Source organism: Limosilactobacillus sp. (assembly GCF_040772465.1).
In the GTDB taxonomy this organism is placed as follows: domain Bacteria; phylum Bacillota; class Bacilli; order Lactobacillales; family Lactobacillaceae; genus Limosilactobacillus.
Genome location: NZ_JAXGYB010000001.1, coordinates 437,410 through 451,832, shown reverse-complemented (window position 1 = coordinate 451,832; position 14,423 = coordinate 437,410). Strand labels below are relative to the sequence as shown.

Here is a 14,423-nt window from a genome sequence, read left to right as displayed (position 1 = left end):
AAATTTAAGTATACCAATCTTCGAATGGTTAGCTTTTAATGAAATTGAAGGAGTGATCATTTTGAAACAAGTACTAGCTGGTAAAGTTGCCATCATTACTGGTTCAGGAGAAGGCATCGGGCGCGGCATTGCCCTGTACTTTGCCAAGTGTGGAGTTAAAGTCGTTACCAATAACCGTCATCCCCACCACCATGACAAGGCTGACTCGCACCTCAGTGCCGCAGAAAACAAAAAATACTTATCGATGATGGGCGACGCGGAAGGAACAGCCAAGGAAATACAGTCCAATGGTGGTGAAGCCGTGCCATGCTACGCCGACGTCACCGACCCAGCAGCTGCTAAAAAGCTCATTCAGTGTGCCATCAACCACTTTGGCCGCATTGACATCCTTGTTAACAATGCCGCCACCCTTGGTCAGGGCACCGTCGCCAATACCAAGAAAGCTGATTGGGACCGGCTCACCCAATCCAAGATGACAGGTGCTTTTAACACCATGCACGAAGCAATTCCGATTATGCAACAACAAGGTGCCGGAACGATTCTCAATAGTGCTTCCAATGCCTGGACGGGTATCGCCAACCTCGCTGCCTACAGTGCAGCTAACGCTGGTTTGGTCGGGCTCAGCAAGGCTAGTGCCAAGGAACTGGCTAAAACTGGCATCACCGTCAACGCATATTGCCCCCAAGCAATGTCACCTGGTCACCTCCGGGAATTCAACAAGACCATCGACAGCTTGAAAAAACAATTTGGGGCCGCTGCCCAGCCAAGCAAAAAAAAGATGGCCCAAATCAATAAAGCCCACGGCGATCCGCAACGACTAGCACCTTTCCTGGCTTATCTCTGCACACCAGAAGGTCACCATTACTCTGGCGACGTCTTCAGCGTTACTACCAGTGGCGAGATTGGCTACTTTAGCGAAAGTCAGATCAGCAATAAGATTCAAAAGGATGATGCACCGTGGACCATCGATGAGTTGCAAAAAGCAATTCCGCAACAACTGCTACCCCACTACTTACCGCTTGCCGAACGTGACAACTGGAACAACAACCAGGGTGCTGACAAGGGTTTGCAGAATGGCGTCATCTTCGGCCGTGGCAAAGAAATCCAAGGATTTGCGGGTGAGGGTCCCGACTACGTCAACCTGTTTATGGGTCCCCAACACCCTAGCAAGTGTTCTGTTGGCAACGTCACGATGGCACCGGGAACCCACAGTAATTGGCACCGCCACTTCGGCTACCAACTCCTGCTGGTAACGGGTGGTCACGGTTACTACCAAGAAGAAGGACAACCAGTTCAACCATTATCTGCCGGTGACGTGGTTGAGGTCAAACCTGGCGTCAAACACTGGCACGGTGCTGATCACCAACACTGGTTCACTTGCATTGGTATGATTCTCAATGCGGACAAGCCAACTGAGGATGCTGGCCCGGTCCAAGAGTATGACCAGTTGAAATAGATTGAAAGTCCTAAAAGGCGCTTACTAAGCCTAAGAAGAACAATGGAAATTTACCTTTAATTACCTTTAAATAGCAAAGGTCCCTAACATTCGGTAATCCGAACGCTAGGGACCAATTTATTTTTTTTAGGGGGGTTGTTAATCAAATAGAGCTCGATGAAGGCATGCCTATAAAGTTATAAACAATGCCTATCATTTGCCCTAACTTCATTCAATTTAGAAGCGACGCTTTTCTAAACCAAAACCTGCTAAGGCACTTAAGCCTAACATTCCTAATAATGCGGCTGCAACGGATGAATTATTACCAGTTTGCGGCAGTTTCTTAGGTGTACTTGGCGTACTTGGTGTGCTTGGCGTGCTTGGGGTACTTGGTGTACTTGGGGTACTTGGAGTACTTGGCGTGCTTGGGGTACTTGGAGTACTTGGCGTGCTTGGAGTACTTGGCGTGCTTGGGGTACTTGGAGTACTTGGCGTGCTTGGGGTACTTGGCGTGCTTGGGGTACTTGGTGTACTTGGCGTGCTTGGTGTTACTGGATCTGGAGTAGGAATATTGTCTTTCCAGTTCATGCCACTAGCCAAGATGGATCCCCAATCAAACGGCACTCCCTTTTCCCATGGCAAGTAGGCTTCATCAACCTTACTAGTCATGATGTTGTCATTTAACTTTGTGGCATTGTTGAAGTCCCATACACCCTGATTAGTTGCGTATGGCAAAACCTTAGTTGTTCCATCTTCATTTAATTTCAGCAAGAATGATGGTGCCCATGTTGAGTTATGTTCGCCACCATTTTCAGCTACATAATTTGCTGGAAGAACCGCTTTGCCATTCACGTTCCGATAATCAGCAACGTGACTACGGTTGGTCATGTAAGCCGTGATCAGTACCGTATTCTTAAAGCGTGGGTCATCACTCCGCGTAGGAACCGCATAGTATGAGTAAGTGGCTGTCCGCCAGTTAGCTGGAACGGTTGATGTTAATACCAATGCTGTACCGTTTAATGGTTTAAAGCCCTTGGTCAGATCCTTTGAGTACCAGCCGAGCATGACAACGTTGTCACCAACGGCATCGTTGTCTTTTCGCCAGGCAGCGTCATTACTACCACGGTTCAGCCGTGAAGCAGCGAATAAGTAGTAAGTATCACCGATTTTAACTACATCTGGACGTTCAATTTCGTCGCTGACCATCAATGCAGAAACCAGTGGATCATAAACGGTCTCAACAGTTGGGTTGTTTTCTGGACCAGTCAATTTAACAATGCCGATAGCAGCGTTAGCTTGGGAAGCACGAACACGCATGTCACGGCCAATCTTTACCATTTGACCGCTGGCTTTATCTTTGACACTGTAATCATCGTTAATCAAATTAAATAGACTTTCCAGTTGGAACTTGGCATTGCCACCATAGTTCCGCAAGTCATAAATTTGATTTTCACTTTGGTAATTGTCATCCCCGGTGCTGGCTTCAAAAATCAAATAGCGGTTGCCCTGGGCATCCTTGACAATATGAGGGTCTCGCATGGCGAAGTTGTCATAGCCACCAAAGTCTTCCTTGTGACCATCAAAGTAGGTGACATTGTGTGCCCACTTTTCGTAAGTCTGGTAGTGAGTACCCTCTTGTGAACCATTATCCTTCCCATTAAAAATGGTGTGATCATTATCAACACTGGCAATAGAAATAGTGCCATCCGCATTCAAACGCAACTTCAAATTAGCGGCTGCCAAACGTTGGTGGTTTTGTGGATTGATAGACTTGCGATCAAATTTATTGTGGGTATAGAACAATTCAATGGAACCATCGCCTAATTGATAAGCGGAACCGGACCATTCTTGATCGTCTGGCAGTTCAAGGCCAGTCTTCTTATCGCCACGGTAACCAGCAAAAATGTCGCCAGCATTCTTCCAGCCATTGAAATCATCACTGCCGTAGTTATTGTAGAGCAGGTAAAGGTGATTACTATTAGCTTCAGGAGTTCCCATCATCGCAATGACTAATTGTTTGCCATTCCAGTCGACTAATTGCCCGGTAGTTGGATCTTGAACCGGCCAGGAATCCCAAATATCCATATTAGCGATCTTACCCGTCTGACCATCCTTACTAGTAGCCGCTACTAGGTTCTTAATTTGGTCTGCCTTGAAATAAGGAATAGCAAATTGAGGGTCTACCTCTGCCAATTTATCGGCATCCTGCTGGAATTGGTAATAAGTATATTGCGTAGTGTTCGAATTGCGTTTTGTGGTGGAGTAATATTCCAACTTGTTCAGCGCATCGATTTGTTTTTGGTTGAAATTCTTAGGGTCAACGTTGGCACCCTCTGCGTTGGCTTCATTAACAAACTTTTGAGCAAAATCATTTAATTGACTTTGATTTTGTTGGGTATTTTGCACACCAGCTGTTTTGCTTTCGCTTTGGCTGGTTTGAGTTTGGGTTTGTGTCTGCGTATTTTCATTTGCACCATTAGAAGTGTCAGAAGTGGTTGATGAAGTAGATTGGGCAGTAACCTTTGACGTTTGAACAGCGTTAACTGATTGGTTGCCCTCAACCTGTTGTGAATCAGCCATAGCTACACTACTACCGGCAACAGCTACAGTACTAACAAGTGCTGCCACCCATAACTTACCAGATTTGTAAAGTTTCTTACGACTAACTGTATCCTTCATAACAGACTCCTTGAAATTTAAATCAATTTGTGAATTAAATATGAATTTTTTGTAAATTTATATGTTGACATCATAACGCGCAGCCTGTATTTATGGAACACTAAAAAATTCAAAGGCCTTTTAAGCTTTGTGTTAATCGTTTGACATTTATGAAAAGGTTTTATGAACTGATATATTACGACAGTGGTCATATATCAGCCGATTAATTGGTAAACGTTTAACATAAATTTTGTTAAAATTTTCATAAAAAATATAAATGAAGCACCAATATAATAAAAAACAACAAAATAGAACCCTCCTAATTTGGACATCAATCCCAACCTAGGAGGGTTCAATTTATTTAATGTTTCAACCAGTTGTCGCGACTAAACTCCGGCTTTTGCACCAATATCATGGCGGTAGAAGCAATCCGGCTCATGCAACTGGCCTAAGTAGTCGTAAACCCGTTGTTTAGCAGTCTTTAAGTCGTCAGCTTCAGCAATGATCATTGCCAGTCGGCCACCAGCACCATAAAGGTCATCGAGACGACCAGTGACGTTAGCGTAATCGATGGTAATCCCATCGGCATCAGGGAATTTACCCAGTGACGGGTAGTAAGCCGGGTGAGTTGGGTAACCCTTAGCAGCGAGGACAACACCGAGGATAGCTTTGTCGTTTTCTTTGATTTCTGGCATCGGCTGATCATCCACGACGGCCTGCATCAGTTCGGCAAAGTCAGTGGCAAGACGCGGTAAAATGACCTGCGTTTCAGGATCCCCAAAACGCACATTGTATTCGATCACCTTTGGACCGTCGGCGGTCATCATCAGGCCAATGTAAAGGATGCCGTGGTAATGGTAGCCACCATCAACCAGGCCCTTAACGGTCGGTTCAACGATTTCCTTGATCATTGATTGGCGATCTTCTTGGCTCAACTGTGGCAGTGGGCAGTATGATCCCATCCCACCGGTGTTAGGACCCTTGTCACCATCGTAGGCACGTTTGTGGTCCTGAGCCATTGGTAAGATGCGGTACTGACCATCCGCAATTACACAGAACATCGAGTATTCTGGGCCAATCAGGCATTCTTCCAGCACCACAGCAGTCTGGGGGCCAGCAAACATTTCATGAAGAGTATCAACGGCAGTGTCCTTATCAGGCACGATCGAAACACCCTTCCCACCGGCCAGACCGTTTTCCTTTAGGACAACTGGATAGTCAAAGTCATCCAGCCCCTTGATGGCACTGTCCACGTCGGTAAAGGTTTCGTGCTTAGCTGTCGGGATATGGTACTTGTTCATAAAACGCAGCGCATAATCCTTGGAGCCTTCCAGTTGAGCAGCTCGCTTATTAGGACCGATGATCTTCTGACCCGCTGCCTGGAACTTGTCGACGATGCCCGCACAGAGAACGTTTTCGGGGCCAACAAAGGTCCAGTCGACGTGGTGTTCAACAGCAAATTGCAGCAAACCATTCAGGTCCATTTCAGCGATGTTCACCGGGGTTACACCAGCTGTCAGCATTCCCACGTTACCTGGTGCACAGTAGACGTTAGCAACGTGCGGACTCTGCTTTAATTTTTTGGCAATGGCGAATTCACGACCACCTTCGCCAACTACCAGTAACGTTAAATTATCCTTCATCACTTACTCTTCCTCTCAAAATTAGTGACGGAAGTGACGGTGACCAGTAAAGACGACGGCCACGCCGTACTTGTTAGCCATATCGATCGTTTCCTTATCACGAATAGAACCACCTGGTTCAACGACGGCCTTGATACCGTGCTTACCAGCAAATTCCAGGCTGTCGCCAAATGGGAAGAAGGCGTCAGAAGCCATCACTGACTTGTCATCCAGAGCATCACCGGCGTGCTTAACGGCGATCTTCAGGGAGTCAATCCGGTTTGGTTGGCCGGCGCCGACACCCAGTGTCCGTTCGTCATTGGCAACGACGATTGCGTTGGACTTGGTGTGCTTAACGGCCTTCCAGGCAAACATCAGGGACTTCAGTTGTTGTTCCGTTGGCTTGGCGTCCGTGACGCACTTCCAGTCGTGGTAGTCTTCTTGGAGCGTATCCTGTTCCTGAGTCAGCATCCCGCCCATGACGGAGACAACTTCGCGCCGGGTTGGTTCGTTTTCCTTGCTGAAGTCAAGTTGCAGCAAGCGAATGTTCTTCTTCTTGGCGAGAACTTCGTAGGCGTCATCGTCATAGCCAGGAGCAATCACAATTTCCAGGAAGATCTTGTGCATCTTCTGGGCAGTAGCCAGGTCGACCTTCCGGTTCAGGGCAATGACCCCACCGAAGATGGAAACAGAGTCGGCCTTGTAAGCCCGGTCCCAAGCTTCTTCCAGGGTGTCACCGCGGCCAATGCCACACGGGTTCATGTGCTTCATAGCAACGACAGTTGGTTCATCTTGGAATTCACGGACACAACGGATAGCTTCATCAGCATCCTTGATGTTGTTGTATGACAACTTCTTGCCGTGCAGTTGCTCAGCTTCAAGGATTGAGAAGCTCTTTGGCATTGCGTCTTCGTATAACCATGCCTTTTGGTGAGGGTTTTCACCGTAACGCATCGTTTCCTTCAGATCGTAAGTCAGCGTCAGCTTTTCTGGATCTTCGTTGCCAACCTGCTTGGTCAAGTATTGGCTGATCAGTGCATCATAAGCGGCAGTGGTCCGGAAGACCTTAGCAGCCAGCTTAGCGCGGGTTTCCAGGGTGGTTGAACCGTTGTTAGCCTTAATTTCATCCAATACCTTTTGGTAGTCGGCTTGGTCTGTTACCACCGTGACGTCCTGGTAGTTCTTGGCAGCAGCCCGCAGCATGCTTGAGCCACCGATATCGATGTTTTCAATGGCATCGTCCAGCTTAACGTCTGGCTTGGAAATAGTCTGCTTGAATGGGTACAGGTTGACACATACCAGGTCGATTGGAGTGATGTGGTGTTCCTTCAGGGTTGCCATGTGTTCTGGGTTATCACGCCGTGCCAGCAAACCACCGTGAACATATGGGTTCAGGGTCTTAACCCGGCCGTCAAGAATTTCTGGGAAGTGGGTCACTTCTTCGATCCCGATCGTCTTGATACCAGCATCATCCAAGACCTTCTTGGTACCACCAGTTGAAACAATTTCGTACCCTGCATCTACCAAGCCCTTGACGAAAGGAACCAGGTTACTCTTATCACTAACGCTAACAATTGCACGCTTCATGAATGATCCTCCTATTGCTTATTCATGCGTTCCAAAATTACTTTTTTCAATGCCGCCGGGAAAAGAACATGTTCTGTATCGTGGACACGACTTTCAAGGCTGGCTTCAGTATCATCTGCTTTAATCGGCACTGCCTTCTGAGCGATGATCGGGCCGTGGTCCAAATGTGCGTCGATGAAGTGGACCGTCACACCAGTTTCCTTAATCTTGCCCTTCTTGTAATCATCGAAGGCCCGTTGAATTGAATTCAAGCCGGGGTAAGACGGCAACAAAGCCGGGTGCAGATTCAGAATGGAATCTGGGTATTCGTTTAAGATCGTCGGTCCAACCACCCGGAGGTAGCCAGCCAGGGCGATGATGTCGACTTTGTACTGTTTTAACAGCTTCAGCAGACGTTGCTCATACTTTTCCTTGCCACCGCATTCCTTAACTGTAAAGGATTCGTGCGGCACGCCGAGGCGTTCGGCCCGTTTCATTACGGGTGCGTCCGGATGGTTACAAAACAGCAAGACTTCGTCACCAGGAATATCCCCTGATTGAAAGTGTTTGGTTAAAGCTTCAAAATTTGTCCCGTTTCCTGAGGCAAGAATTGCCACTCTCATCTTTTTGACCTCACTTAATCACAATTTTTTCAGCATTCTCTGGCCGCTTTTGCAGGTGACCAACTTCGTAGAACTTTTCACCAGCATCCTGCAGACGCTTTTTAACATCTGAGACTTTGGCTGGATCAACCGCAATGATCATCCCCAGGCCCATGTTAAAGGTGCCCCAGTAATCAGCCGGTTTCAGTTGGCCTAACTTGATCAAGTAGTCAAAGATTGGCAGGGTTGGCCAAGCACTGGAGTTAACGACAGCCTGTAGATCATCGCCAAACATCCGTGGCAGGTTTTCAATCAAGCCCCCGCCAGTGATGTGACTGATGCCGTGCAGCAACTTGGCTTGAACCAGTGGCAGAACCGCTTTGATGTAAATCCGCGTTGGTTCCAAAATGGCTTCACCAACCGTCTTGCCTTGTAGCTCTGCTGGCTTATCCGTCAGCTTGATGTCGTGGTCCTTGAAAAGAATCTGCCGAACCAGGGTGAAACCATTCGAGTGAATCCCACTGGATGGCAGGCCAATCAAGACGTCACCATCTTGTGGCAATTTGGCAGTCAGCACCTCGTCTTTTTCAACCACACCGGTTGCGTAACCAGCTAAGTCGTACTCCTCTTTGCCATACATGTCTGGCATTTCCGCAGTTTCACCACCGATCAGGGCAGCGCCTGCCTGCTTGCAGCCATCGGCCACGCCATGGACTACACTGGCTAAACGAGTTGGGTCGTTGTGCCCACAGGCAATGTAGTCGAGGAAGAAGAGCGGTTCAGCACCTTGTGCCAGCAAATCGTTGACACACATAGCCACGCAGTCGATGCCGACAGTATCGTGCTTAGCCATCTTTTGCGCAATCAGCAGCTTAGTGCCGACACCGTCAGTGCCAGACACGAGGATGGGGTGTTTCACGTGTAACATTCCCAGATCAAACATACCGCCGAAGCTGCCGATACCACCCATCACGCCTTTGCGCTTGGTAGAAGCAACATCTTTTTTAATTTTGTGAACAAGTTTGTAACCAGCGTTGACGTCAACGCCCGCTTCTGCGTAACGATTCATTGTTTTTTCAACCGTTCCTTTCGCGCAATCTTTTCCTGTTCATTCAGTGAAGCCATGTAACCAGCTTCGTAATCTTCCAGTGGCGTTGGATATTGGCCATTGAAGTAAGCCACCGTCAGGCCACCAAATGGAGCGTCACCAGCATCAGGGACGTTGATAGCCTTGATCAGGCCATCGACACTCAGGAATCCCAGGCTATTGCAGCCGAGAATTTCCCGCATCGCACTGACGGAATAGTGGGCGGCGATCAGCTCATGCCGTGTTGAAACATCAATTCCGTAGAAGCACGGGAAGCGGAAGGCTGGGCTAGCAATCCGCATGTGGACTTCCTTTGCCCCAGCATCATAAAGCATCTTGATGATCTGTTTTGACGTCGTTCCACGAACGATGGAGTCATCGACGACGGCTACCCGCTTGCCGGCAACGACGCCCCGCACAGCCGAGAGTTTCCGGCGTACGCCTTCGACCCGCAGTGCTTGGTTTGGTTGGATAAAGGTCCGGGCAACGTACTGGTTCTTCACCAGTCCCATTTCGTTTGGTACGCCCAGCTCTTCGGCATAACCCGAAGCAGCAGACAATGCAGAATTAGGAACCGGCACGACCATGTCAACGTCAGCCGGTTGTTCCCGGGCAAGCAGACGACCCATCCGCTTACGGGCGTTGTGAACCGTAACCCCGTGGATAATTGAATCAGGACGAGCAAAGTAAATGTACTCCATCGAGCAGATTGCCAGTTGGGTGTGGGTCGTGTAGTGGTCGATGTGCAAGCCATCGCGATCGACGATGATCAGCTCCCCTGGTTGAACATCACGGACGAACTTGGCGTGGATAATATCGAGGGCACAGGTCTCACTGGAGATGACGTAAGCCCCGTTATCCAACTGGCCGATGCACAGCGGACGAATCCCGTTCGGATCAAGGGCCGCGATCATCCGGTCCTTTTGCAGCATCAAGAAGGCAAAGCCACCGTGAACTTCATTCAGTGACTCCTTCAGTGCTGTCATGAAGCCCTTCTGAATTTTTTCTCGAATCAAGTGAATCAGGACTTCGGTATCGGTTGTGCTTTGAAAAACGGCCCCGTTCTTTTCGAGCCGCTTCCGCAAAGTCGTCCCGTTAACTAAGTTTCCGTTGTGGGCTAATGCAATATCACCATCATAAAAATGGAAGAGAAAAGGTTGAACGTTCTGAATGGAATTCTGGCCCGTCGTACTGTAACGGACGTGGCCGATGGCGTAATCACCGACCAATTTCTGCAGGTCTTCCGGATTAGCGAAGGCCTTGGACAAAAGGCCCCGGTCCCGGTGTTGGTACATGTGTTTGCCGTCAGAAGAAACGATTCCTGCTCCTTCTTGGCCCCGGTGCTGCAAGTTGTGCAGGCCCAGGTAAACCAACTGGCTAGCATGTTCACTGCCGAAAACTCCGAAGACCCCACATTCTTCGTTTAAGCTTTTGACTTCATAAGGCATGGCAAAGCCTCCTCATAGACTTTTTCCAGCGTTGCGACATTTTCGTTTAGGTATTGGCCCTTCAACTGTAATTGCAGGCGGTGGTCAGTGGTAACTTCGCCGACCTGGTGAGCATAATCGCCAAGTGCTTTTTGCACTTCAACGGCGTCTTCCGCCTTGACCGTGATCACGAAGCGGTCTGGAGTTTCACTGAAGAGTTGAGCAGCAGTCATTGAAGACAGGTCAAGTTTCATTCCCAATTCCGTGTGGAAGAGAACTTCGGAAAGACTGACACCCAGCCCACCTTCACTCAGGTCGTGAGTGCTTTGGATCAGGCCAGCTTGTTCCAGCTTCAGTAGCTTCTGCAGGTGTTGGTGAACAGCCTTCAGATCAATTGGTGACAATGCACCGCTGATGTCACCCTGCAGCATCTTTTGTAATTCAGAACCAGCAAAGTCGTTCCCCGTCTTACCAAGCAGGAAGACAACGTCACCGGCTTGTTGTGCCCGCATTGGAATGACGCGGTTGATATCGTGGACGAGGCCGACCATCCCAACCATCGGCGTTGGGTGAATGGCCTTGCCGTCGTTTTCGTTGTAAAGGGAAACGTTCCCGGAAACAACTGGTGTTTCAAATTCCTTGCAAGCATCAGCCATTCCCATGACTGAGTGGTGCAATTCGTAGAAGATTTCTGGATCGTTCGGGTCACCGTAGTTCAGGCAGTCGGTAATAGCCAGTGGTTCGGCACCGCAAGCGACGATATTAGCCGCAGCTTCAGCCATGGCACGAGCACCGCCAACGTAAGGGTCAAGGTAGACGAAACGGCCATTGCCATCGTTAACCATGGCGATACCCTTCTTAGTACCGCGGACCCGCAGTACACCAGCATCAGAACCGGGGCCAACAACCGTACTAGTCCGCACTTGGGAGTCGTACTGTTGGGTGAAGTAACGGTCGGAAGCGATCGTCGGTTGCTTCAGCATCCGCTTCAGCATTGTCCCGGCGTTAACAACTTCAGGAACCCAGGCAGCTTGCTTTTTAGCTTCTTGCAGACGAGCAGGTTCCTTTTCATCACTCGGTTCTTCCAGCACGTCGTCAACCAAAGTGTGAACTGGAATGTTGCAGACAACCTGACCGTCATGGTGAAGAACGTACATGCCATCATCAGTGATCCGACCGATCGTCACAACTTCGAGGTCGTAGTAATCAAATACCTTCTTAACGTCGTCTTCATGACCCTTCTTGATGCACAGCAGCATCCGTTCTTGGGATTCGGACAACATAATTTCGTAAGCGGACATGTTTGGTTCACGCTGCGGAACCAGGTCGAGGTTGAGGTCCATCCCGGACTTCCCTTCAGAAGCCATTTCGGCACTGGATGAAACGATTCCGGCAGCACCCATGTCTTGGATACCAACTAACCATTCAGGGTGCTTTTCGATAATTTCCAGGCAAGCTTCCATCAACAGCTTTTCCATGAATGGGTCACCGACTTGGACGGCTGACCGCTGGGTAGCGTGTTCCGTGCTGAAGTCCTTGGAAGCAAAGGTTGCCCCGTGGATGCCGTCACGGCCAGTCTTAGCGCCAACGTACATCACGGCGTTGCCAACACCAGTGGCCTTGCCCCGTTCCATATTCTTCTGGTCCATGATTCCGAGGTTAAAGGCGTTCAGCAAGATGTTGCCTTGGTAGCAAGGGTCAAAGGTGGTTTCACCACCGATCGTTGGAATCCCCATGCAGTTACCGTAGTCACCGACACCCTTGACGGTTTGTTCTGCTTTATAACGCATCGTCGCGTCATGGTCGATTTCACCGAAGTGAAGGGAATCAAGTGAGGCGATCGGGCGGGCACCCATGGAGAAGATATCCCGGAGAATCCCACCAACACCGGTAGCAGCACCCTGGTAAGGTTCAACGGTTGTCGGGTGGTTATGGCTTTCTGCCTTGAAGACAACGGCCTGACCGTCGTCAATGTCTACAACCCCGGCGCCTTCACCTGGTCCCTGCAGGATCCGCTTGCCCTTGTTCGGGAACAGACGCAGCACAGGCTTAGATTTCTTGTAAGAACAGTGCTCACTCCACATAGCTGAGAACAAGCCCGTTTCGGTGTAGTTAGGCAACCGGTGCAGGAGCTTGTCAGCGATGTAGTTGTATTCGTGTTCCGTCAGGCTCCAGTCGATGTAGGGCTTCTTTTCCTTAATTTCTTCTGGTGTCATTGCTTGCTTCATGCTTATGCCTCCGCTTTTACCGTGCCGTGGTCCAAGAGTGACTTAAAGAGCGGCAAACCGTCCGTGCCGCCGAGAATTTCTTCCACTGCCCGTTCAGGGTGTGGCATCATGCCGAGCACGTTGCCGCGCTTGTTGCAGATACCGGCGATGTCGTTCAGACTGCCGTTCGGGTTTTCGTGGGCGTAGCGAAAGACAACCTGGCGATTTTGTTCCAATTGGTCAATCGTTGATGGGTCAGCATAAAAGCTACCGTCACCATGGGCAATCGGCAGGACGATGTGCTGGTCTTGTTGGTAACGACTGGTAAATGGTGTCCGGTTATTTTCAACCGTCAAATCGATTGGCTTGCAGACAAACTGCATACTGTCGTTTTGCTTGAGAGCACCTGGTAAAAGACCCATTTCCGTAAGAATTTGGAATCCGTTGCAGGTTCCGAAAACCAATTTGCCTTCATCAGCCATCTTCTTGATAGCCGGAATGATGTTGGCAAAACGAGCAATCGCGCCACAACGAAGGTAGTCACCATAAGAGAAACCACCTGGCAGCATCACGGCGTCAAAACCATCCAGGCTAGTGGCCTTGTGACTGACGTATTCGACGTCCGCACCACAGACCGAGTGCAACGCTTCGTAAATGTCCACGTCACAGTTGGAACCAGGAAAAACAATTACCGCAATCTTCATTATTTTTCAGCCTCCAGCACTTCGTACTTGTAGGTTTCCATATTAAAGTTGACCAGCAATTTTTCGGCAATGTCTTTGACTGCATCGTCGAGTGAAGCAGTTTTGTCGTCAAAGGTGACGTCGAAGAACTTACCGACAGTCACTTTGTTAACTTCATCATGGCCCAGTGTGTGGATCGCATCTTGAATGGATGCACCCTGGGGATCAAAAACTGATGGTTTGTAGGTCACGTAGATGCGAACGGTCTTCATAATTAGTCCTCCTCTGCCAGTGCTTCTTTGACACGAGCCAGTACTTTTTCGTAGGTATCAGTCAGGCTGCCTAGGCCACGACGGTAAACATCCTTGTCCATGTGGGCGTTAGTCTTGATGTCCCAGAGACGGCAGTTGTCAGGACTGAATTCGTCAGCCAGAACGATGGAACCATCAGCCAGCTTACCGAATTCCAGCTTGAAGTCGACCAGACGCATCCCAGCGTCAGCAAAGAGTGGCTTCAGCAGTTCGTTAACCTTACGGGTCAAATCCCAAATCTTGTCGATTTCGTCTTGGCTGGCGATGGAAAGAGCCAGGATGTCAGAAGTATTGATCATTGGGTCCCCCAGTTCATCAGACTTGTAGAACATTTCTTCAACTGGTTGGGCAATTGGTGCGCCTTCCTTAAGGCCATAGCGAGAAGCAAAGTGACCGGCACAAACGTTGCGGGTAACAACTTCCAGCGGGAACATGTCGCACTTCTTGACGAGTTCTTCAGTGTCGTTCAGTTTCTTAATGAAGTGAGTTGGAATGCCCTTCTTCATCAAGTACTGGAAGATCAGCGTAGAAATTTCGTTGTTGAGTTCACCCTTGTCCTTGATCTGATCGTGCTTCTTACCGTTCAGCGCAGTTGCCTGGTTGGTATAAACAACCTTCAGTACTTGCGGATCGTCGGTTTGATACATCTTTTTTGCCTTGCCAGTGTAAAGTAACTTGTCCATGATGAAACTCCTTTTAGTATAATCCGAACTTTAATAAGGATAATAGTCTTCTAAGTTCGTAAATTTACATTTTTAGGATAACAGCTTGCCCCCGCTTTTTCAACATTAAATTCCGAACTATCTGCCCTATTTTTGATTTTTT

At 48.9% G+C, this 14,423-nt stretch carries 10 protein-coding genes and 2 pseudogenes; 2 read left to right on the top strand and 10 right to left on the bottom strand.

The annotated features are described in order from the left end of the window. Nucleotides 1–52: 52 nt before the first annotated feature. Nucleotides 53–874, top strand: a pseudogene (locus AB3114_RS01900) (SDR family NAD(P)-dependent oxidoreductase); the annotation flags it as partial. A 300-nt stretch (nucleotides 875–1,174) separates the two neighbouring features. After that, a pseudogene (locus AB3114_RS01895) lies at nucleotides 1,175–1,456 on the top strand (cupin domain-containing protein); the annotation flags it as partial. A 216-nt stretch (nucleotides 1,457–1,672) separates the two neighbouring features. Here AB3114_RS01895 and AB3114_RS01890 read toward each other — a convergent pair. The 10 genes from AB3114_RS01890 to purC all read right to left on the bottom strand — a co-directional run bounded on the left by AB3114_RS01890 (nucleotide 1,673) and on the right by purC (nucleotide 14,281). Then, complete coding sequence (locus AB3114_RS01890) at nucleotides 1,673–4,114, bottom strand: glycoside hydrolase family 68 protein (protein ID WP_367341564.1); 2,442 nt, start codon at nucleotides 4,112–4,114, stop codon at nucleotides 1,673–1,675. Between the two features lie 365 nt (nucleotides 4,115–4,479). Further along, nucleotides 4,480–5,736 (bottom strand): phosphoribosylamine--glycine ligase, encoded by a 1,257-nt coding sequence (gene purD / locus AB3114_RS01885; protein WP_367341563.1) that lies wholly within the window; start codon nucleotides 5,734–5,736, stop codon nucleotides 4,480–4,482. A gap of 21 nt (nucleotides 5,737–5,757) precedes the next feature. Beyond that, nucleotides 5,758–7,302, bottom strand: a complete 1,545-nt coding sequence (purH, locus tag AB3114_RS01880) for a bifunctional phosphoribosylaminoimidazolecarboxamide formyltransferase/IMP cyclohydrolase (RefSeq protein ID WP_367341562.1) — start codon at nucleotides 7,300–7,302, stop codon at nucleotides 5,758–5,760. Nucleotides 7,303–7,313: 11 nt separating this feature from the next. Next, entirely contained in the window at nucleotides 7,314–7,904 is a 591-nt protein-coding gene (purN, locus tag AB3114_RS01875; protein ID WP_367341561.1) for a phosphoribosylglycinamide formyltransferase, read from the bottom strand. A gap of 10 nt (nucleotides 7,905–7,914) precedes the next feature. Further along, nucleotides 7,915–8,952: a phosphoribosylformylglycinamidine cyclo-ligase gene (gene purM / locus AB3114_RS01870; RefSeq protein WP_367341560.1), complete on the bottom strand. Its 1,038-nt coding sequence runs from the start codon at nucleotides 8,950–8,952 to the stop codon at nucleotides 7,915–7,917. Beyond that, complete coding sequence (gene purF / locus AB3114_RS01865) at nucleotides 8,949–10,418, bottom strand: amidophosphoribosyltransferase (protein WP_367341559.1); 1,470 nt, start codon at nucleotides 10,416–10,418, stop codon at nucleotides 8,949–8,951. The genes purM and purF overlap by 4 nt, the downstream gene beginning before the upstream one ends. Beyond that, nucleotides 10,394–12,625, bottom strand: a complete 2,232-nt coding sequence (purL, locus tag AB3114_RS01860; RefSeq protein ID WP_367341558.1) for a phosphoribosylformylglycinamidine synthase subunit PurL — start codon at nucleotides 12,623–12,625, stop codon at nucleotides 10,394–10,396. Before purL ends, purF begins: the two co-directional genes overlap by 25 nt. Nucleotides 12,626–12,627: 2 nt before the next feature. Next, nucleotides 12,628–13,308, bottom strand: coding sequence for a phosphoribosylformylglycinamidine synthase subunit PurQ (gene purQ / locus AB3114_RS01855; protein WP_367341557.1), 681 nt, complete (start codon nucleotides 13,306–13,308; stop codon nucleotides 12,628–12,630). Further along, a complete protein-coding gene (purS, locus tag AB3114_RS01850) occupies nucleotides 13,308–13,559 on the bottom strand; it encodes a phosphoribosylformylglycinamidine synthase subunit PurS (protein WP_367341556.1) in 252 nt (83 codons plus the stop codon). Before purS ends, purQ begins: the two co-directional genes overlap by 1 nt. A 2-nt stretch (nucleotides 13,560–13,561) precedes the next feature. Continuing rightward, nucleotides 13,562–14,281: a phosphoribosylaminoimidazolesuccinocarboxamide synthase gene (gene purC, locus AB3114_RS01845; RefSeq protein WP_367341555.1), complete on the bottom strand. Its 720-nt coding sequence runs from the start codon at nucleotides 14,279–14,281 to the stop codon at nucleotides 13,562–13,564. Nucleotides 14,282–14,423: the final 142 nt, after the last annotated feature.

What these genes read in the sequence shown, in the direction of transcription:
- purL (WP_367341558.1), bottom strand. Translation starts at nt 12,625, where the DNA reads ATGAAGCAAGCAATGACACCAGAAGAAATTAAGGAAAAGAAGCCCTAC.
- purM (WP_367341560.1), bottom strand. Translation starts at nt 8,952, where the DNA reads ATGAATCGTTACGCAGAAGCGGGCGTTGACGTCAACGCTGGTTACAAA.
- AB3114_RS01890 (WP_367341564.1), bottom strand. Translation starts at nt 4,114, where the DNA reads ATGAAGGATACAGTTAGTCGTAAGAAACTTTACAAATCTGGTAAGTTA.
- purS (WP_367341556.1), bottom strand. Translation starts at nt 13,559, where the DNA reads ATGAAGACCGTTCGCATCTACGTGACCTACAAACCATCAGTTTTTGAT.
- purF (WP_367341559.1), bottom strand. Translation starts at nt 10,418, where the DNA reads ATGCCTTATGAAGTCAAAAGCTTAAACGAAGAATGTGGGGTCTTCGGA.
- purC (WP_367341555.1), bottom strand. Translation starts at nt 14,281, where the DNA reads ATGGACAAGTTACTTTACACTGGCAAGGCAAAAAAGATGTATCAAACC.
- purD (WP_367341563.1), bottom strand. Translation starts at nt 5,736, where the DNA reads ATGAAGGATAATTTAACGTTACTGGTAGTTGGCGAAGGTGGTCGTGAA.
- purQ (WP_367341557.1), bottom strand. Translation starts at nt 13,308, where the DNA reads ATGAAGATTGCGGTAATTGTTTTTCCTGGTTCCAACTGTGACGTGGAC.
- purN (WP_367341561.1), bottom strand. Translation starts at nt 7,904, where the DNA reads ATGAGAGTGGCAATTCTTGCCTCAGGAAACGGGACAAATTTTGAAGCT.
- purH (WP_367341562.1), bottom strand. Translation starts at nt 7,302, where the DNA reads ATGAAGCGTGCAATTGTTAGCGTTAGTGATAAGAGTAACCTGGTTCCT.